Annotated in this window: 21 protein-coding genes; 15 read left to right on the forward strand and 6 right to left on the reverse strand. The window is 74.7% G+C overall.

All coding sequences use genetic code 11. From position 1 onward, the window contains the following. The first annotated feature begins 15 nt into the window (after positions 1 to 15). On the forward strand, positions 16 to 1,461 hold the full coding sequence (locus C1N81_RS10850) for a hypothetical protein (protein WP_394428562.1): 1,446 nt from the start codon (positions 16 to 18) through the stop codon (positions 1,459 to 1,461). A 7-nt stretch (positions 1,462 to 1,468) separates the two neighbouring features. Here C1N81_RS10850 and C1N81_RS10855 read toward each other — a convergent pair whose 3' ends face one another. After that, a complete protein-coding gene (locus C1N81_RS10855) occupies positions 1,469 to 2,218 on the reverse strand; it encodes a lysophospholipid acyltransferase family protein (protein WP_394428563.1) in 750 nt (249 codons plus the stop codon). A 115-nt stretch (positions 2,219 to 2,333) separates the two neighbouring features. Here C1N81_RS10855 and C1N81_RS10860 point away from each other — a divergent pair, with 115 nt between their 5' ends. From C1N81_RS10860 to C1N81_RS10895, 8 genes are all read left to right on the forward strand, one after another. After that, a complete protein-coding gene (locus tag C1N81_RS10860) occupies positions 2,334 to 2,582 on the forward strand; it encodes an acyl carrier protein (protein ID WP_394428564.1) in 249 nt (82 codons plus the stop codon). Continuing rightward, entirely contained in the window at positions 2,579 to 3,784 is a 1,206-nt protein-coding gene (locus tag C1N81_RS10865; RefSeq protein ID WP_394428565.1) for a beta-ketoacyl-[acyl-carrier-protein] synthase family protein, read from the forward strand. Before C1N81_RS10860 ends, C1N81_RS10865 begins: the two co-directional genes overlap by 4 nt. Positions 3,785 to 3,869: 85 nt before the next feature. Further along, entirely contained in the window at positions 3,870 to 4,862 is a 993-nt protein-coding gene (gene dhaK / locus C1N81_RS10870; protein WP_394428566.1) for a dihydroxyacetone kinase subunit DhaK, read from the forward strand. A 44-nt stretch (positions 4,863 to 4,906) separates the two neighbouring features. Beyond that, positions 4,907 to 5,515, forward strand: coding sequence for a dihydroxyacetone kinase subunit DhaL (gene dhaL / locus C1N81_RS10875; protein WP_394428567.1), 609 nt, complete (start codon positions 4,907 to 4,909; stop codon positions 5,513 to 5,515). Beyond that, positions 5,512 to 5,925 carry a dihydroxyacetone kinase phosphoryl donor subunit DhaM gene (gene dhaM, locus C1N81_RS10880; protein ID WP_394428568.1) on the forward strand — a complete coding sequence of 138 codons (414 nt, stop codon included), beginning with the start codon at positions 5,512 to 5,514 and terminating at the stop codon, positions 5,923 to 5,925. The genes dhaL and dhaM overlap by 4 nt, the downstream gene beginning before the upstream one ends. A 106-nt stretch (positions 5,926 to 6,031) precedes the next feature. After that, positions 6,032 to 7,027, forward strand: a complete 996-nt coding sequence (locus tag C1N81_RS10885) for a fibronectin type III domain-containing protein (protein WP_394428569.1) — start codon at positions 6,032 to 6,034, stop codon at positions 7,025 to 7,027. Between the two features lie 89 nt (positions 7,028 to 7,116). Then, on the forward strand, positions 7,117 to 7,683 hold the full coding sequence (locus C1N81_RS10890; protein WP_394428570.1) for a hypothetical protein: 567 nt from the start codon (positions 7,117 to 7,119) through the stop codon (positions 7,681 to 7,683). A gap of 102 nt (positions 7,684 to 7,785) precedes the next feature. After that, positions 7,786 to 8,886 carry a Gfo/Idh/MocA family protein gene (locus tag C1N81_RS10895; protein WP_394428571.1) on the forward strand — a complete coding sequence of 367 codons (1,101 nt, stop codon included), beginning with the start codon at positions 7,786 to 7,788 and terminating at the stop codon, positions 8,884 to 8,886. A 2-nt stretch (positions 8,887 to 8,888) separates the two neighbouring features. Here the strand turns inward: C1N81_RS10895 and C1N81_RS10900 are convergent, their stop codons facing one another. From C1N81_RS10900 to C1N81_RS10910, 3 genes are all read right to left on the reverse strand, one after another. Further along, on the reverse strand, positions 8,889 to 9,422 hold the full coding sequence (locus C1N81_RS10900; protein ID WP_394428572.1) for a PadR family transcriptional regulator: 534 nt from the start codon (positions 9,420 to 9,422) through the stop codon (positions 8,889 to 8,891). A 74-nt stretch (positions 9,423 to 9,496) separates the two neighbouring features. Then, positions 9,497 to 11,512, reverse strand: a complete 2,016-nt coding sequence (locus C1N81_RS10905) for an oxidoreductase (RefSeq protein WP_394428573.1) — start codon at positions 11,510 to 11,512, stop codon at positions 9,497 to 9,499. Between the two features lie 165 nt (positions 11,513 to 11,677). Further along, the gene (locus tag C1N81_RS10910; RefSeq protein WP_394428574.1) at positions 11,678 to 11,953 is read right to left on the reverse strand and encodes a hypothetical protein; all 276 of its coding nucleotides are present in this window, start codon (positions 11,951 to 11,953) and stop codon (positions 11,678 to 11,680) included. 114 nt (positions 11,954 to 12,067) lie between these two features. Here C1N81_RS10910 and C1N81_RS10915 point away from each other — a divergent pair, with 114 nt between their 5' ends. After that, on the forward strand, positions 12,068 to 12,517 hold the full coding sequence (locus C1N81_RS10915; protein ID WP_394428575.1) for a MarR family winged helix-turn-helix transcriptional regulator: 450 nt from the start codon (positions 12,068 to 12,070) through the stop codon (positions 12,515 to 12,517). 77 nt (positions 12,518 to 12,594) lie between these two features. Here the strand turns inward: C1N81_RS10915 and C1N81_RS10920 are convergent, their stop codons facing one another. Next, positions 12,595 to 13,332, reverse strand: a complete 738-nt coding sequence (locus C1N81_RS10920; RefSeq protein ID WP_394428576.1) for a GNAT family N-acetyltransferase — start codon at positions 13,330 to 13,332, stop codon at positions 12,595 to 12,597. Between the two features lie 189 nt (positions 13,333 to 13,521). Here C1N81_RS10920 and def point away from each other — a divergent pair, with 189 nt between their 5' ends. Next, the gene (gene def, locus C1N81_RS10925; RefSeq protein ID WP_394428577.1) at positions 13,522 to 14,169 is read left to right on the forward strand and encodes a peptide deformylase; all 648 of its coding nucleotides are present in this window, start codon (positions 13,522 to 13,524) and stop codon (positions 14,167 to 14,169) included. A gap of 10 nt (positions 14,170 to 14,179) precedes the next feature. Here the strand turns inward: def and C1N81_RS10930 are convergent, their stop codons facing one another. After that, the gene (locus C1N81_RS10930; protein WP_394428578.1) at positions 14,180 to 14,974 is read right to left on the reverse strand and encodes a VOC family protein; all 795 of its coding nucleotides are present in this window, start codon (positions 14,972 to 14,974) and stop codon (positions 14,180 to 14,182) included. A 250-nt stretch (positions 14,975 to 15,224) separates the two neighbouring features. On the opposite strand from C1N81_RS10930, the gene C1N81_RS10935 reads away from it, so the two are divergent. From C1N81_RS10935 to C1N81_RS10950, 4 genes are all read left to right on the forward strand, one after another. Further along, a complete protein-coding gene (locus C1N81_RS10935) occupies positions 15,225 to 16,322 on the forward strand; it encodes a LacI family DNA-binding transcriptional regulator (protein WP_394428579.1) in 1,098 nt (365 codons plus the stop codon). Positions 16,323 to 16,478: 156 nt separating this feature from the next. Next, a complete protein-coding gene (locus C1N81_RS10940) occupies positions 16,479 to 18,077 on the forward strand; it encodes an FAD-dependent oxidoreductase (RefSeq protein ID WP_394428580.1) in 1,599 nt (532 codons plus the stop codon). A 93-nt stretch (positions 18,078 to 18,170) separates the two neighbouring features. Further along, positions 18,171 to 20,303, forward strand: a complete 2,133-nt coding sequence (locus tag C1N81_RS10945; protein ID WP_394428581.1) for a hydantoinase/oxoprolinase family protein — start codon at positions 18,171 to 18,173, stop codon at positions 20,301 to 20,303. Beyond that, a complete protein-coding gene (locus tag C1N81_RS10950; RefSeq protein WP_394428582.1) occupies positions 20,300 to 20,911 on the forward strand; it encodes a hypothetical protein in 612 nt (203 codons plus the stop codon). The genes C1N81_RS10945 and C1N81_RS10950 overlap by 4 nt, the downstream gene beginning before the upstream one ends. Positions 20,912 to 20,913: the final 2 nt, after the last annotated feature.

Consider the following 20,913-nt stretch of genomic DNA (forward strand, 5'->3'; position numbering starts at 1 on the left):
GAAAGTGACCGGCGCATGACCGCCACCGACACCACCCCGACCGCTCCCCGACCGCCGGCGACGGCCTGGCCGCTGGAGAACGCGCTGATCAGCGCCGCCCTCGCGGCCCAGCGCATCTCCTGGATCGACGCTCCCGCGCGCGCCCTCGGCCTCAAGCCGTTCACCCGGCAGCAGCTCACCCGGCAGGCCCTGGCGGCCCTGCGGCGCACCAAGTCCGGCCGGCCGACGCGGCTGCGCACCGCGTTCGGCACGTTCCTGATGCCGCTCACCGCGGACGACGCCACGAGCCTCGTCCGCCGGGCCGACGAGGCCGGGGCGCGCTCCACCGTCACCGCGCTGACCGCCGAGGGCCGCCGCCTGCGGCTCACCCCGCACACCACGCTGCCCGTCACCCCCGACGCGCTGCACGCCCAAGTGCGCACGGCGGCGCAGGAGACGGCCGCCGCCCTCGTCGCCGCGCGCCGCGCGGACGGCGGCCTCGACCGCGCCGACTGGCGCGACCGCACCGCGCGGCTCGCCCGGCAGCTCGTCCTCGGTGCGGAGGGCGCCGAGGACGCGCTGGTCAGCGGCATCCTGGAGGCCGTCACGCGGGCTGAGGACAGCACCGAGTACGCCGACCGCGTCGCGGCCCTGCGCCGCCGGCTCGACCCGTACGTGCACGGGGAGCACCCGGGGCCGCTCACCGCCGGCCTCGCCGAGGATGCCCGGGACGCGGTGGTCGAGCACGCCCTGGAGGTCTGCACCCGCGCCCTCGCCGACACGGCGGCACAGGCCCTGGCGCTGCTGACGGTGGAGCCCGGACCGGCCACGGACGACCGCGCCGAGCGGGCGGTGGGCGAGGCGCTGCGCCGCTATCCGCCGCTGGCCGCCACGGTGCACACGGTGACCGCGCCGTTCACCTGGCACGGCGTGGCCGTCGAGGCGGGCACCGATCTGCTGTGCGCGACCGCCTGGCTGCGCGACCTGGACGAGGCGCGGGGGCACGGCGACGGCGGCCCGTCGGCATCGTTGTGCGCGGCGCCCGCACCCTGCGCGGCGGCCGAACTCGGCGCGTTCGCCGCCGCCGAACTGGTCCGCGCCCTCACCCTGCACGCCACTGCGGTCGTCCTCGCCCCGCGCCTCGACGGCGCCGCGCTCCCGGCCGACCTGCCCGCCGCGTCGCTCCGCCTCGCGCTCACGGACGCCGAGCACACACCCGGCGCCGCGGGGGCACGGCCCGTGTCCGACGGGTACGCGCCGCCGGAGGCGGGCCAGAGTCCGGCCCGCTACGCCACACTCGTCGCGGCCGGGGCGCGCGGCCTGGAGCAGCACGCCCGCAAGCTCGCCGAGTGCGCGCGCCTGGACGGCTGGAACCACGACGCGTTCGGCGAGCACTGCCGGATGACACTGCTCGCGCACGCCGAGCGGTGCGCGCGTGCGGCGGCCGACGCGCGGCGCGCCGCCGACTGGCTGGCCGGCTGAGCACCGGTCACCAGAAGGGCGATGCACGTCGCTCGCGGTCCCGGTCGACCATGGACTGGACCGTGCACCAGACCTCGTCGCAGAGCCGCCGCGCGGCCGTCGAGCGGGCGGCGTAGGACGCGGCGGCGGCCGGCGCGGGGATCGGTTCGCCGACGGTGACACGCCATTTCGCCGGGAACGGCAGCGGCGTGGTCAGCGGGAAGTACGGCAGGCCGAACCGGCGGGCAAGCGCCCGTACCTCACCGAGCTTCGGACAGGACTCCTCGGCGCCCACGACCGAGACGGGCACGACCGGCGCCCCGGTCCGTACGGCGGTGGCCGCGAACCCCGGGTTGAAGGGCCGCAGCCGGTAGCGCTCGGAGAACGGTTTGCCGACCCCGTCCAGCCCCTCGGGGAAGACGGCGACGAGGTGTCCGGCGGCCAGCCGGTCCCGGCCGAGCGTCGGATCGTCGCTGAAAGCCTCGTGGCGGCGGGCGTACGCGGCGAGCGGCGGAAGGCGGAAGACGAGCGCGGAGGCGTAGACGTGCACCGGCCGGCCGAGCGCCCGGTGCAGCAGCTTGTGCAGGACGAAGGCGTCAAGGCCGACGGCGCCCGAGTGGTTGGCGACGAGGAGCGCGGGTCCGGCGCGTGGCACATGGTCCAGGCCCGACACCTCGGTGCGGAAGTAGGCGTCGGCCAGCCAGCCGAAGAGGCCGTCGAGCAGTTCGGTGGCGGTCTCGTCCAGCGCGTTCGGCGGCGCCGCGTTCGCTTCGGTCACGAGATCCCACTTTCTGCTGAACATGGGGAACCGCAAGCCTAAAGATGCCATTGCGGTGGTCTCTCTCCCTTGCGCCCGATCTCCGGGCACTGTTGTAGGAAAGGCCAGGCCCGCCATGAGTACCTCCGCCTCACCCACGACCGCGGAACTGATCACCGGCCTGCTCGTCGGCCGGTTCGACGTCGACCCGGCCGCCGTCCGCCCCGACGCGCGGATGACCGAGCTGCTCGCCGACTCGCTGATGGTCGTCGAGATGGCGATCACGCTCAAGGACGAGCTGGGCGTCGGCGTCTCCGAGGACGAGCTGCGGGAGCTGACGTTCGCCGAGTTCTCGGCGCGCGTCGACGCGCACCGCGCCGCATGACGCGGGACACCGCCGTCACGGTGACCGGCGTCGGCCTGGTCACCGCGGCGGGGCCGGACGCCCCGAGCACCTGGGCGGCGGTCCGCGAGGGCCGCGCGACCGCCGCGCCCGACCCCGAACTGCGGGGCCTGCCCGTCTCGCTGACGTGCCGTGTGCCGGACGTGGCGGGGCTGCGGCCGCGGGTACCGGGCGCGGCGCACCTCGACCCGTGCGCGCGCATGGGCCTCGCCGCCGTCGCGGAGGCGCTGGACGCGGCGAAGCTCGACCCGGCGCAGTGGGACGGGGACCGCGTCGCCGTCGTCACCGGCTGCTCCGTCGGCGGGGCGGGCAGCCTGCGGACCGCCGCCGGGCGGCTCGCCGCCGACGGGCCCGGCAGCGTCTCTCCGTACTTCCTGACGGGCTATCTGCCCAACATGGTGTGCGGCGCGCTCGCCCAGCACTTCGGCGCGACCGGCCCGACGCTGAACGTCGCGACCGCCTGCGCCTCGGGGGCCACCGCCGTCGGTACCGCCCGCGACCTGCTCGCCTCCGGGCAGTGCGACATCGCCGTGGTCTGCGGCGCGGACGCGGCCGTCACGCCGCTCATGGTCACCGGCTTCTCGCAGCTGCGAGCGCTGTCCGACACGGGCTCGCGCCCCTTCGACGCGGCCCGCGACGGCTTCGTCATCGCCGAGGGCGCGGGCGCCCTGATCCTGGAGCGGTCCGCGCATGCGGCGGCCCGCTCGGCGCCCCGGCTCGCCCGGCTCATCGGGTACGGGGCGACCAGCGACGCGCACCACCTGGTGGCCCCGCACCCCGGGGGACGGCACGCGGAGCGGGCCCTGCGGGCGGCGCTCACCGAGGCGGGGCTCGCCCCGGGCGAGGTCGGCCACGTCAACGCCCACGGCACCTCCACGCCGCGCGGCGACGCGGTGGAGGCGGCCGTCCTGGCCCGCGTTCTCCCGCACCGGCCGCCCGTCACCTCCGCGAAGGGGACGCTCGGCCACACCCTCGGCGCGGCCGGCGCGATCGAGGCCGCGCTCACCGTCCTGGCCCTGGACGCCGGCCTCGTCCCGCCGACCGCGGGCCTGAGCGACCTCGACCCGGCGTGCGCCGTCGACGTGGTCAACGGGGCCGCGCGGCCGGTGTCCTCCCCGTACGCCGTCAGCAACTCCTTCGGTTTCGGCGGGCACAACGCGGTGCTTGTCCTGGCCCGGGATTGAACAGACGGTCGATACTGGCGTCGGACCAGCACGCGCGGGCCGCTCCGCGTGTGCCAAGCCTTGCCCACGTCACCCGGAGGCACCCGTGAAAATGTTGATCAATGTGGCCGAGTCCGTCGTAGCCGACGCGTTGCGCGGGATGGCGGCGGCCCACCCGGAGCTGACCGTGGACGTCGAGAACCGGGTCATCGTGCGCCGGGACGCGCCGGTCAGCGGGAAGGTGGCGCTCGTGTCCGGTGGCGGCTCCGGGCACGAGCCGCTGCACGGCGGGTTCGTGGGCCCCGGGATGCTCTCCGCGGCCTGTCCCGGTGAGGTGTTCACGTCGCCGGTGCCGGACCAGATGGTGCGGGCCGCCGCGGCCGTGGACAGCGGCGCGGGCGTCCTGTTCATCGTGAAGAACTACACCGGTGACGTGCTCAACTTCGACATGGCGGCCGAACTCGCCGAGGACGAGGGCATCCAGGTCGCCAAGGTGCTCGTGAACGACGACATCGCGGTCGTCGACAGCCTCTACACCGCCGGGCGGCGCGGCACCGGCGCGACCCTGTTCGTCGAGAAGATCGCGGGCGCCGCCGCCGAGGAGGGGCAGCCCCTGGAGCGGGTCGAGGCGCTGGCCCGGCAGGTCAACGAGAGCTCGCGGAGTCTCGGGGTGGCGCTGAGCGCGTGCACCACCCCCGCGAAGGGCTCCCCGACCTTCGATCTACCGCCCGGCGAACTGGAGTTGGGCATCGGCATCCACGGCGAGCCGGGGCGCGAGCGGCGCCCCATGATGACGTCCGGGGAGATCGCGGACTTCGCCGTCGACGCCATCCTGGAGGACCTCGACCCGACCAGCCCCGTGCTCGTGCTCGTCAACGGCATGGGCGCGACGCCCCTGCTGGAGCTGTACGGGTTCAACGCCGAGGTGCAGCGGGTGCTCGGCGAGCGCGGGGTGCCCGTCGCCCGCACCCTCGTCGGCAACTACGTCACCTCCCTCGACATGGCGGGCGCCTCCGTCACCCTGTGCCAGGCCGACGAGGAGCTGCTGCGCCTGTGGGACGCGCCGGTCAGCACGGCGGGCCTGCGCTGGGGCATGTGACCGCCCGTACCTCTCGCCCCCTACCTCTCACGCAAGGAGACCCTGTGCTCGACGCCGACTTCTTCCGGCGCTGGATGGCGGCGACCGCCGCCGCCGTGGACCGCGAGGCCGCCCGCCTCACCGACCTCGACTCCCCGATCGGCGACGCCGACCACGGCAGCAACCTGCAGCGCGGCTTCACCGCCGTGCGGGCCACGCTCGACAAGGACGCGCCCGACACGCCCGGAGCCGTACTCGCGCTCGCCGGACGGCAGTTGATCTCGACGGTCGGCGGCGCGTCGGGCCCTCTGTACGGGACCCTGCTGCGCCGCACCGGCAAGGCGCTCGGCGACGCGGCCGAGGTCACCGAGGCCGACTTCGCGCGGGCGCTGCGCGCCGGGGTGGACGCGGTGGCCGCGCTCGGCGGGGCCGCGCCGGGCGACAAGACGATGCTGGACGCCCTGGTCCCGGCGGTGGACGCGCTCGACGGCGGTGACTTCGGCGCGGCGCGGACCGCCGCCGAGCACGGCGCGGAGGCGACGACGCCGCTCCAGGCCCGCAAGGGCCGGGCGAGCTACCTGGGCGAGCGCAGCATCGGGCACCAGGATCCCGGGGCCACGTCGTCGGCGCTGCTGATCGGCGCGCTGGCCGAGACCGCGGAGGCCGCCGCGTGAGCGCCCCCGACAAGCCGGTCGGCGTCGTCCTCGTGTCGCACAGTCAGGAGGTCGCGGAGTCCGTGGCACGCCTGGCGGCCGGGCTCGCCGGGGGCGGCGCCGTCGCGCCCGTGGCCCCGGCGGGCGGCACGGAGGACGGCGGTCTCGGGACGAGCGCGGAGCGGATCTCGGCGGCCGCGGCCGAGGTCGACCGCGGCTCGGGCGTCGCGGTCCTCGTCGACCTGGGCAGCGCGGTGCTCACCGTGAAGGCGCTGCTCGCCGAGGGCGACGAACTGCCCGAGCACACCCGCCTGGTGGACGCCCCGTTCGTGGAGGGCGCGGTGGCCGCCGTGGTCTCGGCGTCGGCGGGGGCGGACCTGGAGGCGGTGGTGGCGTCGGCGCAGGAGGCCTACACGTATCGCAAGCAGTAAGTACTGCAAGAGGCAGGCTCCTGCCCCTTGATGGGGACGCGTCACTCGTGCCATACAGGTTCCGTACAGGTCTGTACCAATGTGGTCCGAGCGGAAGGCATTGCCCGTGCGACGCGTCCCCCCACGCCCTCTGCTCCCCCGCGCGGCCTGCGCCGCCGCGCTGCTCACGGTCCTCACCGGCTGCGGGCCGTTCGCGGACGACGACGCCGGGGCCGACGGGCCCGCCCTGACCGCGCCGGTCGGCGTCACCGCGCAGGCGGGCAGCGCCACCTCCGTGCACGTCATGTGGAACCGGCCCGTGAGCACCACGGACCTCACCGGGTACGAGGTGTACCGCGGCTCGGTGCGCGTCAAGGAGCTGACCGCTCAGCAGCACATGGTGGACGTCACCGGCCTGCGCGCGAAGACCCGCTACGTCTTCACGGTCCGGGCCCGCGGCAAGGACGGCGCCCTCGGGCCGGTGAGCCGCCGGGTCAGCGTCAGGACCCCGGCCGCCGTCGCCGCCGACCGGTCCGAGCCGGGCCGCCCCGAGGGGTTGCGCGGGCAGGTGGACGGCGGCCGGGCGGTGTCCCTGACATGGCGCCGGGCGACGGACGACAAGGGCGTCGTCTCGTACGACGTCTACCAGGGCACCACGAAGATCCACAGCGTCGACGGGACCCAGACCCGGGCCCTGCTCACCGGGTTGCGGCCGGGCACGGCCTACCGGTTCAGCGTGCGGGCGCGGGACGCCGCCGACAATGTCTCCCCCGCGAGCGACACCGTGCGGCTGACCACCGCGCAGGGCAAGGACGAGGGGCCCGGGACCGCGCCGGCGGACTTCCGCGCCGCGACGCGGCGCGCGGAAGGCGCGTACTACATCGACCTGAAGTGGACGCCGCCGAAGACCGGCGGCGAGGTCCCGGCGTACCAGGTGTACCTCGACGGGGAGCAGGCGACGACCGTGATGTGGGGCGAGAGCGCGCCGCAGGGCGGGTCCGCGTACAGCTTCTACATCGGCAAGGAGGCGGGCGCCCGGCACCGGGTGAAGCTGCGCGCGCAGCTCCCCGACGGGACGTGGGGCGCGTTCTCCCCGGAGCGGACGGTGACCACCGCCGGATAGCGGGCGGCGGGGCCGGACGGCGGAGCCCGTCACCTGCCCGGCGGCGGTGCGCATGCGGCCGCCCGCGTCCGCGCGGTTGGCTGGGCGTCATGCGCACCGCCCCGCTCACCGTCCGCCGTACCCTCGCCGTCGCGGCGCTGACCGCGCTGCCCTGGACGCTCGCCGCCCCGGCCACCGCGTCCGGCGAGGGCGTCGAGGTGCACGCCGACGGTTCGACGGTGACGGCCGCTACGGACTCCTGCCCGCTCGACGGCACCGCCGTGCTCCTCTCCTCGGGCCGGGCCGACGCCACGCAGGGGCGGCGGACCCCGCTCCGCGCGGGCGAGGCGGCCTGGCGGAACCTGCGCACGGGCCTGTACCAGGTGGTGATCGTCTGCCCCGACGGGACGACCCAGGGCCCCGTCCCGGTGATCGTGTCGGCGACCCCCGCCGCCTCGCCCGCCGCCTCCGCCCCGCCCTCCGCCGCGGCTCCCGCCACCCCGTCGGCCCCCGCCACGGCCGCCGCCTCGCCCTCCGCCACACCGCACCCGGTCGGCGGTGTACGGGGCGGGCTCGGCGGCGCCCTCAAGGACCCCCTGCCGTTCCGGTACGCGGTGGGCGGCGCGCTGCTCATCACCGCCGTCGCGGGCGGCGCCCGGTACCTGCGCCGCCGGTAGCCCCGCCCCGCGCGAGCGCCGGGGCCCTCTTGTGGGCGCGGCACACCCCGGCTTACCGTCCCCGGAGCCGAGTGATCGTCCGCGAACATCCGTGGGGGCAGCGTGAGTTCAGGTCCGGTGGGGGTCGCCGTCGTCGGGGCGGGCGTGATCAGCAAGGAGTACCTCACCACCCTGTCCGGGTTTCCGGACGTACGGGTCCTCGCCGTCGCCGATCTCGACGTGCGCCGCGCCGAGGCCGCGGCAAGCGCCCACGGCATACCGGTCGCCGGGGACGTGGCCACCGTCCTCGCCGTGCCCGAAGTCGAGATCGTCGTCAATCTGACGGTCCCGGCCGCGCACGTCGAGGTCGCGCGGGCGGCGCTCCGCGCGGGCAGGCACGTGTACGGCGAGAAGCCGGTCGCGCTGGACCCCGGCGAGGGCGAGAAGCTGCTCGCGGAGGCGTCCGAGCGGGGGCTGCTCGTGGGCAGCGCGCCCGACACGTTCCTCGGCGCGGGGTTGCAGTCCGCGCTGCGGGCCGTCGAGGCGGGGCACATCGGGGCGCCGGTGGCCGCGTCGTCGGCGCTGCGCAGCCTGGGCCCCGAGCGCTGGCACCCGGACCCGGCGTTCTTCTACCAGCCGGGCGCCGGGCCGCTGTTCGACCTCGGCCCGTACTACCTGACGGCCCTGGTCGCGCTGTTCGGCGGCGTGGAGCGGGTCGCGGCGTCGGTGCGGCGGGCCCGTGACATCCGCTCGGCCGGTGCGGGAGCGACGGGCGGGCGGACGTTCCCGGTCGCCGTGCCCACCCACGTCTCGGCGCTGCTCGACTTCGCCGCCGGGCCCACCGCGACGTCCGTGTTCAGCTGGGACTCGGCGCACCCGCACATCCACTTCGAGATAGTGGGCACCGAGGGCACGCTGGCCGTCCCCGACCCCAACACGTTCGGCGGGCCGCTGCGGCTGCGCGCCAACGACGCGTCCGACTGGGCCGAACTGCCGGTGCGCGGGCGCACGGACGGCCGCGGTCTGGGCGTCGTCGACATGGCGCGGGCGATCCGCTCGGGTTCCGCGCCACGGGCCTCAGGGGCGCTCGCGCTGCATGTGCTGCGGACGATGGCGGCGGTGGAGGACTCGGCGTCCCGCGCGGCGTTCGCACGCGTCCCCCAGCAGGAGGTGCGGCCCGCGCCGCTCCCGGCGGACTGGGACCCGACCAGTGCGACCCTGTGAGGTCAGGGGCGCGCCAGATCGGCCAGGGTCCGCTCCAGCCACTCCACCCAGAACGTCTCCAGATCGATCCCGGCGCGCAGCACCGCGTGCTGCAGACGGTCCGGGATCGCGTCCTTCTCGGGCGGGAAGTCCCGCTTGTCGATCTCCCGGTACATCTCCAGCCGCTCACGGTGCAGGGTGAGATGGCGGCGCAGCTCGGTGTCCAACCCGGCCGTGCCGACCACCGCGGCGGAGCGCAGTCGCAGCGGGAGGGGGTCCCGCATGTTCCTGGGGTCCTGCGGCGTCGCCGTCCAGCGGGCCAGTTCGTCGCGGCCCTCGGGCAGGACCTCGTACTCCTTCTTCTGGCCGCGCGCGGGGACCGGTGCGGGCAGGACGCGGATCAGCCCTTCGCGCTCCAGCCGGCCCAGCTCACGGTAGATCTGCTGATGCGTGGACGACCAGAAGTAGCCGAACGACTTGTCGAAGCGGCGGGTCAGTTCGAGCCCCGACGACGGCTTTTCGAGGAGAGCCGTGAGGATCGCGTGCGGCAGTGACATGGCGCAAGCCTAGGTGCAAGTGGGTGGTCACGCGGCCGGCGGGCCCGGCCACGTGACCACCCGGTCCGGGGGGCTCAGAGGGCCGCGGCCACTTCCGTGCCCTGCTTGATGGCGCGCTTGGCGTCCAGTTCGGCGGCGACGTCGGCGCCGCCGATCAGGTGCGGGGTGCGGCCCGCGGCGACGAGGTCGTCGTAGAGGGAGCGCTCCGGCTCCTGCCCCGCGCAGAGGACCACCGTGTCGACGGGGATCAGCGTGGGCTCGCCGTCGAGGGTGACGTGCAGGCCCGCGTCGTCGATCCGGTCGTAGGAGGCGCCCGCGATCATCGTGACGCCGCGGTGGCGCAGCTCGGTGCGGTGGATCCAGCCGGTGGTCTTGCCGAGGCCCGCGCCGACCTTGGAGGTCTTGCGCTGGACGAGGTGGACCTGGCGGGGCGGCGCGGGCCGCTCGGGGCGGGTGAGGCCGCCGCGGTCCGCGTAGTCCATGTCGACGCCCCAGAGCCGGAAGTAGGTGGCCGGGTCCTGGCTCGCCTTCTCGCCGCCGTCGGTGAGGTACTCGGCGACGTCGAAGCCGATGCCGCCCGCGCCGATGACGGCGACGCGGTCGCCGACGGGCGCGCCGTCGCGCAGCACGTCGAGGTAGCCGACGACGCTGGGGTGGTCGACGCCGTCGATGGCCGGGGTGCGCGGCCCGACCCCGGTGGCGACGACGATCTCGTCGTAGGTGTCGAGGTCGGCGGCGCTCACCCGCGTGCCCAGCTCGACGCGCACCCCGTGCTCGTCCAGCCGCGTGCGGAAGTAGCGGAGCGTCTCGTCGAACTCCTCCTTGCCGGGGATGCGGCGCGCGACGTTGAGCTGGCCGCCGATCTCGGCGGCGCCGTCGTAGAGGGTGACGTCGTGGCCGCGCTCGGCGGCGGTGACAGCGCAGGCGAGCCCGGCCGGTCCGGCGCCGACGACGGCGACGCGCTTGCGCAGCCGGGTCGGCGAGAGGACGAGCTCGGTCTCGTGGCAGGCGCGCGGGTTGACCAGACAGGAAGTGATCTTGCCGCTGAAGGTGTGGTCGAGGCAGGCCTGGTTGCAGCCGATGCAGGTGTTGATCGCCTCGGAGCGGCCCGCGGCTGCCTTGTTCACGAAGTCGGGGTCGGCGAGCATCGGCCGCGCGAGGGAGACCATGTCGGCGGCGCCGTCGGCGAGCAACTCCTCGGCCAGTTCCGGGGTGTTGATGCGGTTGGTGGTCACGAGGGGCACGGACACCTCGCCCATGACCTTCTTGGTGACCCAGGTGTAGGCGCCGCGCGGCACGGACGTCGCGATGGTCGGGATACGGGCCTCGTGCCAGCCGATGCCGGTGTTGATGATCGTGGCGCCGGCCGCCTCGATCTCCTTGGCCAGGTGCACGACCTCTTCGAGGGTCGAGCCGCCGGGCACCAGGTCCAGCATGGAGAGCCGGTAGATGACGATGAAGTCGGCGCCGACGCGCTCGCGCACGCGCCGCACGATCTCGACGGGGAAGCGGATGCGGTTCTCGTAGGAGCCGCCCCAGCGGTCGGTGCGCCGGTTGGTCGGGGCGGCGATGAACTCGTTGATGAGGTAGCCCTCGGAGCCCATCACCTCGACGCCGTCGTAGCCCGCCGCCTTGGCGAGTCCGGCTGCGCGCGCGAAGTCCTCGATGGTCTGCTCGACCTCGGCGTCGCTCAGCTCGTTCGGCACGAAGGGGCTGATGGGCGCCTGGAGCGGGCTCGGCGCGACGAGGTTCTCGTGGTAGGCGTAGCGGCCGAAGTGCAGGATCTGCATCGCGATCCTGCCGCCCGCCGCGTGCACGGCGTCGGTGACCTCGCGGTGCTGCTCCGCCTCCGCCTCGGTGGTGAGCTTGGCGCCGCCGTCGTAGGGGCGCCCCGCCTCGTTGGGGGCGATACCGCCGGTGACCATGAGGCCGACGCCGCCGCGGGCACGGGTGGCGTAGAACTCGGCCATGCGGGCGAAGCCGTTCTCCGCCTCCTCGAGACCGACGTGCATCGAGCCCATCAGGACGCGGTTGGGCAGGGTGGTGAAGCCCAGGTCGAGCGGGGCGAGCAGGTGCGGGTAACGGGTCATGGGGCCCTCCGAGCGCGGCGAACGTCGTCACTGTTGTAGACGACGCCACCACTCTTTTGCAACAAGTTGCATAAGAGAGCTGCGCCACGGAAGGCGACCCTTACCCGACTTCTCCGCCGGCCCCCCACTCGTCAGCGATCACTCGTCACCGATCACTCGTCGTGATCACTCGTCGGCGACCTCGGCCACCCACCCGATCGGCAGCTCCTCGCCGTCGACGGTCACCGCCTCCACCGTGCGCGTGCGCGGGTCGATGTCGGCCTGCACCCCCTCGCCCGCGTACCGCGGATAACCGGACGCGCCCTCCTCGCCCGTGGCGGTCACCTGCACGGACCGCAGCGGGTCGCCGTGGTCCGGGCGGCCCTGCGCGTCGGCGATCTGCGGCTTGAGGACGACGGTGTACCGGGTGGGCGCTTCGGGCGTCTCACTGATGTGGCTCATGCTCCGGAGGCTAATGCGCGGGGCGGGGCCGCGCCCGCCGTCGGCTCCGGGCCGGCGATGGGGTTGTAGAGTGCAACCAGCGCCCAGCGCGTGAGCGTCTGAAAGGAACCGCACGTGGCAGACCCCGACCGCTCCGCCGACCGCGCGTCGGCCGTGGAGACCATCCAGCGGGAGCTGACGTCCTTCGCCCGGCGGGCCCGCGCGACGGCGGCCCGGATGCACCCCGAACTGTCCCTCGTCTCGTTCACCCTGCTCAGCCATCTCGACGAGCAGGGGGGCTGCCGCGCCACCGATCTCGCCGCGCACTACGCCCTCGACAAGTCCACCGTCAGCCGGCAGGTCGCGGCCCTGGAGCGGGCCGGGCTCGTCATGCGCCGCGTCGACCCGGAGGACCACCGCGTCCAGGTCCTGCTCCCGACGCCCGCGGGCGCGGAGATCCTGGAGCAGGTGACCGTCAGCCGCCGGAAGATGTTCGGCGAGCGCCTCGCGGACTGGCCCGAGCGGGACCTCGCGCAGTTCGCCGCGTACCTCACGCGCTACAACGAGGCCTCGCGCGAGGACTGAACGCCCGGAACCGGGACCGCGCGACCCTGGATCCGGGCCCCGGGCCCCGGACTTCGGACTTCGGACCCGATGAACTCCTAGACCTGCGCGACGAGTTCGGGTACCCGCGCCGCGCGGAAGCGGGTCCTGCGGCGCAGCTCGAAGCCGAGCGACTCGTAGAGCCGGATCGCCGTCGTGTTGTGCTCGCCGGTGTGCAGGAACGGGGTCTCGCCGCGCTCCCTGATCCCGGCGGCGACGGCCCGGACGAGCCGCCCGGCGAGCCCCTGGCCGCGCTGACCCGCGTCCGTGCACACGGCGCTGATCTCGGTCCAGCCCGGCGGGTGCAGCCGCTCCCCCGCCATCGCCACGAGGACACCGCCGCGCCGGATGCCGAGGTAGGTGCCCAGCTCGATGGTGCGCGGCAGGAACGGTCCCGGGCGGGTACGGGCGACGAGGTCGAGCATCTCCGGCACGTCGGCCGGGGTCATCCGGACCGCCTCGGGGTCGTGCGCCGCGTCCACCGTCACGTCGACGAGCTGCACGCCCGCGATGTCCTGCGTCAGCTCCCAGCCGTCGGGCAGGTCGCGGGTCGTGCCCGGCAGCGGCACCTCCGCGTCGGGCCCCGCGAACGCGGCGAGGTCCGTCCAGTCCGCGGGCCCCGGGTCGTCGGGCATCGCCAGCCAGGGCGAGACGTCGAGGGGATAGCGCAGGACCCGGCCGCGCCGCTCGGCGAAACGGGCGTGCGGCCCGGTGAGCGCCGCGTACGCCGGATTGTCGAGCGGGTGCGGCCCACCGTTCCCCGCCCCGAGCCCCTCGTATGTCTGCGTCCCGGTCATCCGGACCCTTCTCCCACGCCTCGGCCCTCGCCTTACCGAGCCATGAAACCCCCAGGTCAGGACCGACATTCCCGAACACACACGGTGTTCATGAGGTCGCAACGTGTTCACACGTGCGCAACACATCCGTGGGCGTCGCGGCGCGGGTCCGCGTTGCCGGGCGGCGCGCGGTGTTGGCATGCTGGCGCGATGCCGTCCACGCCACTGACCGACCACGTCGAGGCCCTGCTCGCCGACGAGGCCCCGCTGCCGATCGTCGCCGCGGGCGACCCCGTCCTGCGCCGCCCCGCCGAGCCGTACGACGGCCAGCTCTCCGACGCGCTCCTCGCCCGCCTGATCGAGGCGATGCGGCGCACGATGCACGCGGCGCCCGGCGTCGGGCTCGCCGCGCCGCAGATCGGCCTGGCGCTGCGGATCGCGGTGATCGAGGACCCGGCGACGGTGCCGGAGGAGGTCCGCACCGCGCGCGGCCGCACCCCGCAGCCGTTCCGGGTACTGGTCAATCCGGTCTACGAGGACGCGGGCGGACGCGACGTGGCGTTCTACGAGGGGTGCCTGAGCGTGCCGGGGTACCAGGCGGTGGTCGCCCGGCACGAGCGGGTGCGGCTGCGCGCCCTCGACGAGCGGGGGCGCGCGGTCGACGAGGAGGTCACCGGCTGGCCCGCGCGGATCGTGCAGCACGAGACGGACCACCTGAACGGCACGCTCTACCTGGACCGCGCCGAGCCCCGCTCCCTCTCCTCGACGCTCACGCAGGAGGCCGTGGAGCGGTGGGCGCAGCCCACGCCGCACCGCGCCGCGCGGGAGCTGGGCTTCACGCTGCCGGACGAGGGCTGAGGGGCGGCGGTCAGCGGAAGTCCGGCATCTGCCCCTTGGCGGCGGTGACGTCGATGACGGTGAACGCCGCGCCCTGCGGGTCGGCGACCGCCGCGAACCGGCCGAAGGGGCTGTCCACCGGCCCGAAGTGCAGCGTGCCGCCGAGGCGCCGCACGGTGTCGAGCGCCGCGTCGCAGTCCGCGACGACGAAGTACACGTTGACGTAGGACGGCACCTGTTCGGGGAACGCGTCGGTCATCTTCATGCGGCCCAGGGCCGGGTGGCCGCCGAGCTGCCAGACGTGGAAGTCGACGTGCTCGTCCTCGACCTTCTTCACCTCGTACGGGAAGACGGCGGTGAAGAACGCGTCGGTCTTCGCGGCGTCCCGGGTGTTGACCTCGGCCCAGCAGAACGCGCCGGGCTCGTTGACCGTCTCGAACCCCTCGTGCCGGTCGGGCTGCCAGACGCTGAAGGAGCAGCCCGCCGGGTCCTGCGCGGTGACCATCGTGCCGAAGTCGCCGACCCGCATGGGCTCCATCGCGAGGACGCCGCCGGCCTCCTTGATCCGCTCGGCGGTGGCCGCGACGTCCGAAGCGGCGAAGTACAGGTTCCAGGCGGGCCGGATCTCCTCCCCGCCGGGCATCTGCGGCATGAGGGCGGCGACCCGCTTGCCCGCCGCGGTCTTCGCCTGCGTGTAGTCGCCGAACTCCTCGGCGCCCGTGTCGTAGGACCAGCCGAACAGCTCGGCGTAGAAGGCCTTCGCCGCCTCCAGGTCCGGGTACATGGCATCGGCCCAGACGGGCGCGCCCTCAGGTGGTGCGGGCATGACTCGGACCCCTTCCCTCGGCCGGGTCCGCCGGGGCCGCGCGACGGCGGACCGGCGCCTTGGAGCTCCACGCTAGGCCGGTAGCACCCCCTCCGCCATCCGCGCGGAGGAACACGGAAAAGTCGCGTCACGTCTCTTGACTGCGCCGGGCAGGCACCCTCACAGTGCTCGTTAATGCGCATTAGTAATGCGCATTAGCAGTGCCCATTAGCAGTGCGTCAACGGCAGCGTGAGCGAAGGAGCGGCGGGCGTGGAGCAACCGAGGAAGCGGGCGAAGCCGGGGCGCAACCCGGCGCCCGCGGGCCGTACGTCGCGCCCCCGGCAGGCGGAGGTGGCGCGGCTCGCGGGGGTCTCGCAGGCGACGGTGTCCCTGGTCCTGTCGGCGCGCGCCGACGGCAAGGGGCCGGTCATCTCCGAGGAGACCCGGCAGCGGGTCCTCGACGCGGCCCGCGACCTCGGCTACGTCCCCGACCCGGCCGCCCGGCGTCTCGCCGCCGCCCGCAACAACCTGCTCGGCGTCTTCAGCTTCACGGCGACGTTCCCGACCGATGTGCAGCACTCCTACTACCCGTTCCTGGTGGGCGTGGAGCGGGAGGCGGCGGCGCGCGGCTACGACCTGGTCCTCTTCACCGGGTCGAGCACCGGCGGCGCGGGCGCCACGGGTCCGGACGCGCTCGGCCGCGTCCGCCTGGCCGACGGGTGTCTCTTCCTCGGCCGCCACGTTCCGCGCGCCGAGCTGAAACGGCTCGTCGCCGACGGCTTCCCGGTGGTGCACCTGGGCCGCCGCGAGGAGCTGGAGGGGCTCGCCTGGGTCGGCGCCGACTATGTGAGCGCCAGCCGCCAGGTCATCGCCCACCTCGCCGGTCTGGGCCACCGCCGCATCGTCCTCGTACGGGAGGACGACGACGCCCCCGCCTCCGCCGACCGCCAGCGGGGCTTCCTCGACGGGCTCGCGGAGGCGGGCCTGGCGGACGGGGCCGGTGCCGTGCTGCGGTGCGCGGACCCGGCGCGGGAGATCACGGCGGAGCGGGTGCGGGCCCTCGTCGACGCGGGCGTGACGGCGTTCGTCGCCGAGGAGACCGACACCGGCGCCGCGTGGCGGGCGCTGAGCGCGGCCGTCCGGAAGGCGGGGCTCGCCTGCCCGCGGGACGTCTCGCTCGGGCTGCTCGGGGACCCGCCCGCGGACCTGGCCGGGGAGCCGGTGCCGATGGGCTTCGACATCCCCCGGCACCGGCTCGGCGCGGCGGCCGTACGGCTGCTCGCCGCGCTGGTGGCGGGCGAGGAGGCGGAGGAGCCGCTGGTGGCGTGCGAGTTCCGGAGCGGAAGGACCGCGGGGCCGCGCACATGATCCGACACCTCAGCACCTGAACAACTGATCAACAGCTCAGCACCTGAACACCCCATCAACAGCTCAGCACCTGAACACCCCGCCGACACCCCAGCACCTTGACCAACCCGGTTTAGCCGCACGGCGGTTCACGTACGTACGAGCACAGGGAGCACAGTGATATCCGAACCGGACATCCTCATCGTCGGCGGCGGACTCGGCGGGGTCGCCGCCGCCCTCGCCGCCTGCCGCGCGGGCCGGCGGGTCGTCCTGACCGAGGAGACCGACTGGATCGGCGGCCAGCTCACCTCGCAGGCGGTGCCGCCGGACGAGCATCCGTGGGTGGAGCGGTTCGGCACCACGGCGTCCTACCGGGCGCTGCGCGAGGGCATCCGCTCCTACTACCGGCAGTGGTATCCGCTGCGCGGGGAGGCGCTGGCCCTCACGGACCTCAATCCGGGCGCGGGGCGCGTCAGCAAGCTGTGCCACGAGCCGCGGGTGGCGCTCGCCGTCCTGGAGGCGATGCTCGCCCCGCACCGGGTGTCCGGGCTGCTGACCGTCCTGACCGAGCACCGGGCGGTCTCCGCCGAGGCCGACAACGATGTCGTCACCGCGGTCACCGTCCGCGACCTGCGCTCCGGGGCCGAGCGCACCTTCGCCGCCCGCTACGTCGTCGACGCCACGGAGACCGGGGAACTCCTCCCGCTCGCGGACGTGGAGCACGCGAGCGGGGCTGAGGCGTACGGCGAGTTCCTGGAACCGCACGCGCCCGCCGAGGCCGACCCCGGCAACCAGCAGGGCATCACCGTCTGCTTCGCGCTCTCGCACCACGCGGGCCAGGACCACACGATCGACCGGCCCGAGGACTACGCCTTCTGGCGCTCTTACCGGCCGGACTTCTGGCCGGGCCCGCTGCTCGGCTTCGAGGCGCCCGACCCGCGCACCCTCGAACCGGTGCCGCGCACCTTCGAGCCGAACCCGGAGCTGGACCCGCTCGCCGTCAGCGCCGACCAGAGCGCGGACGCCGGGGACAAGGAGCTGTGGGGGTTCCGCCGCATCCTGGCCCGCAAGATGCACCGGGCGGGCGCCTTCGACTCGGACGTCACGCTCGTCAACTGGCCGCTGAACGACTACTGGCTGAAGCCGTACATCGGCCAGGAGGAGGAAGCGCTGCGCGAGGCACGGCAGTTGTCGCTCTCCGTCCTGTACTGGCTGCAGACCGAGGCCCCGCGGGCCGACGGCGGCACCGGCTTCCCCGGCCTGCGCATCCGCCCCGACGTGACGGGGACGGCGGACGGCCTCGCCAAGGCGGCGTACGTGCGTGAGTCGCGCCGCATCAAGGCGGTGACGACGATCGTGGAGCAGGACGTCGCCATCGACGTGGTCGGCCCCTACGGCAGGACCCGCTACCGCGACGCGGTCGGCGTCGGCGGCTACCGCATCGACCTGCACCCCTCCACGGGCGGCGACTCCTACGTCGACATCGGCTCCGTGCCGTTCGAGATCCCGCTGGGCGCGCTCGTGCCCCGGCGTGTGCGCAACCTGCTGCCCGCCGGCAAGAACATCGGCACCACGCACATCACCAACGGCTGCTACCGGCTGCACCCCGTCGAGTGGAACATCGGCGAGGCCGCGGGCGCCCTCGCCGCCCACTGCCTCGACGAGGGCCTGGAGCCCGCGCAGGTGCAGGCCGAGGAGAAGCGGTTCGAGGAGTTCGGGCGGGTCCTGGACCGGGCGGGCGTGCAGCGGCACTGGCCCGACGTGCGCGGCTACTGACCGGCCCGCCCCCCTTCGTACAAGGCAGTCCCCAGCACCGTACGCACGTCAACAGCACCGTACGCACGTCAACGCACAAGGAGGTGCCCTGACATGAACCCTGACCGTCGCGTCCGCGTCGGCATCGACGTGGGCGGCACGTTCACCGACGCCGTGGCGGTCGACGCCGCGACGCTCGCCCTCGTGGGCCAGGTGAAGGTGCCCACGAGCCACCACCACGAGGACGGTGTCGCGCACGGCATCGTCGCGGCCCTCGAACGGCTCCTGGACCAGGTCGGCCGCACCGCCGCCGACGTCACCTTCCTGGCGCACGGCACGACACAGGCCACGAACGCGCTGCTCGAAGGCGATGTGGCGAAGGTCGGTCTGATCGGGGTCGGCGGCGGCGCGGGCGCGCTGTTCACGCGCCGGCTCGCCTCCCTCGGCACGCTCGAACTCACCCCGGGCAGACGCCTTCCCGTGGCCTACGCGCATGTGGCCGACCCGTTCGACGCCGATGCCGTGCGCGCGGCCGTGGACCACGTCGTGGCGGAGGGCGCCCAGGTCGTCGTCGCCACCGAGCCGTTCGCCGTGGACCGGCCCGAGGGCGAGCGGGCCGTGCTCGAAGCGGCCAGGGCCACCGGGCTGCCCGTGGCGGCGGCGCACGAGATCACCTCCCTGTACGGGCTGCGGAAGCGGACCAGGACCGCCGTCGTGAACGCGGCGATCCTGCCCCGGATGCTGGCGACGGCCGACCTCGTCGACGCGTCCATCACCAAGGCGGGTGTCACGGCGCCGCTGATGGTGATGCGCTGCGACGGCGGTGTCATGTCCCTCGACGAGATGCGGCGCCGCCCGCTGCTCACGGTTCTGTCGGGCCCGGCGGCCGGTGTCGCGGGCGCGCTCATGCAGGAGCGGATCAGCGAGGGCGTGTTCCTGGAGACGGGCGGTACGTCGACCGACATCAGCGTGGTGCGGCGCGGCAAGGTGACGGTGCGGCACGCGACGATCCTCGGCAGGTCCTCCTACCTCAACGCGCTCGACGTACGGACCGTCGGTGTCGGCGGCGGCTCCATGGTGCGGATCTCCGGTGGCCGGGTCGTCGGGGTCGGGCCGCGCAGCGCGCACATCGCGGGCCTGCCGTACGCGTGCTTCGCCACGCCCGACGACCTGCGGGACGCGCGGCTCGCGACGGTGCGCCCGATGGACGGCGACCCGGCCGATCACGTGGTGCTCGACGCAGCGGGCGGCCGGTTCGCGGTGACGCTGACGTGCGCCGCCAACGCGCTCGGCCGCGTCCCCGAGGGCGACTTCGCCCGCTGCGACCAGGAGGTGGCGCGGGCAGCGATGGCCCCGCTCGCCGCCGCCCTCGGCACGGAGGTGGCCGGTGCGGCGCGGGCCGTCCTCGACGCGGGGACGGCGCGGGTGAGGTCGGTCGTGGACACGATGATCAAGGACTACCGGCTCGACCGCGACACGGCCGTCCTGGTCGGCGGGGGCGGCGGGGCGGCCTCGGTCACCCCGCACCTGGCCGCCGGCGCCGGGCTCGAAGGGCGTATCGCCCGGCACAGCGAGGTGATCAGCCCGGTCGGTGTGGCCCTCGCCCTCGTCCGCGAACAGGTCGAACGGATCGTCCCCGGCGCCACCCAGGAGCAGATCCTCGCGGTCCGCGCGGAGGCCGAGCGGGCGGTGGTCGCCCAGGGCGCGGCGGCCGACGGCGTAGAGGTGGAGGTGACCGTCGACCCGCAGACCAGCACCGTACGGGCGGTCGCCACCGGCGCCACCGAACTGCGCACCCAGGACAGGTCCCACCGCGCCGACGACGCGGAGCGGCTGCGGGCCGCCGCGAGCAGCCTGAAGGCCCGCGAGGAGCGGGTCGACGTCCTCGCGGGCACGGACGCGTACACGGTGTACGGCACGGAGGTGCGCCGGAGACTGCGTGCGGACCGGCGCCCCGTACGGGTCGTGGACGCCGACGGCGTGGTGCGGCTCGGGGTGGCCGACGCGCGGGTCGAGACGACGACGGTCGGCGCGGCGGGCGAGACGCTCGCGGCGCTGGTGCGGGACGCCACGACGTACGGCGACGGCGGCGTCCGGGCCCCCGCGGTACGGCTCCTGGTGGGCGGCCGGATCGCCGACCTGTCCGGTGTCCTGGAACCGGAGGCGCTGCTCGCCCTGGCGCGCGGCGAACTGCGCGCCCGGGGCGCCGAGGAGCCGGTGGTCGCGGTCGTGGAGTCCCGCGCATGAGCGACGACCACGATCTGGAGCTGGCGGTACGGCTCCTCGCGGGTACGCCCACGCACGAGGCGCGGGATCCGCTGACGCTGCGTCAGTGGGCGCTGGCCGCGCAGGACTTCGGGGCGCGGATGACACCCGGTCCGGTCTCCGTCCGCGTCGTCGAGCGTGACGGCGGACTCGCCGCCGGGCTCCTCGCCCGCTACCGGTCCCGGCCGCCGGTCGTCGAGGTCTACGTCGACACCGTCGCCCGCGCCGAGCGGCTCATCGACGAGCGGGGCTGGCGCCACTGGTTCCCCGAGGGCTCCGTACGGGCCGCCGCCCTGGCCCATGAACAGGCGCACGCCTGGCTGCACCGGGCCCCCGTGCGGGCCGCGTTCAAGCGGGCGCTCGGCCACACGGCGCTGCGCGTCGGACGGCACCGCGTGTACGCCCATGTGGCGGGCGCCGACGAACTCGCGGCGCACGCCTACGCCCGCGCCGCCTGCGGCCTCGGCCGCAGCCCCCTGCTGCTCACGGAGGCGCTGGCGGCCGCCGCGTACCCGGTGCCTGCCGTGCCCTCCGTGCCTGCCGTGCCCTCCGATGTGCCTTCCGATGTGCCCTCCGAAAGCGAGAAGTGACC

The organism is Streptomyces sp. SGAir0957 (assembly GCF_043523415.1).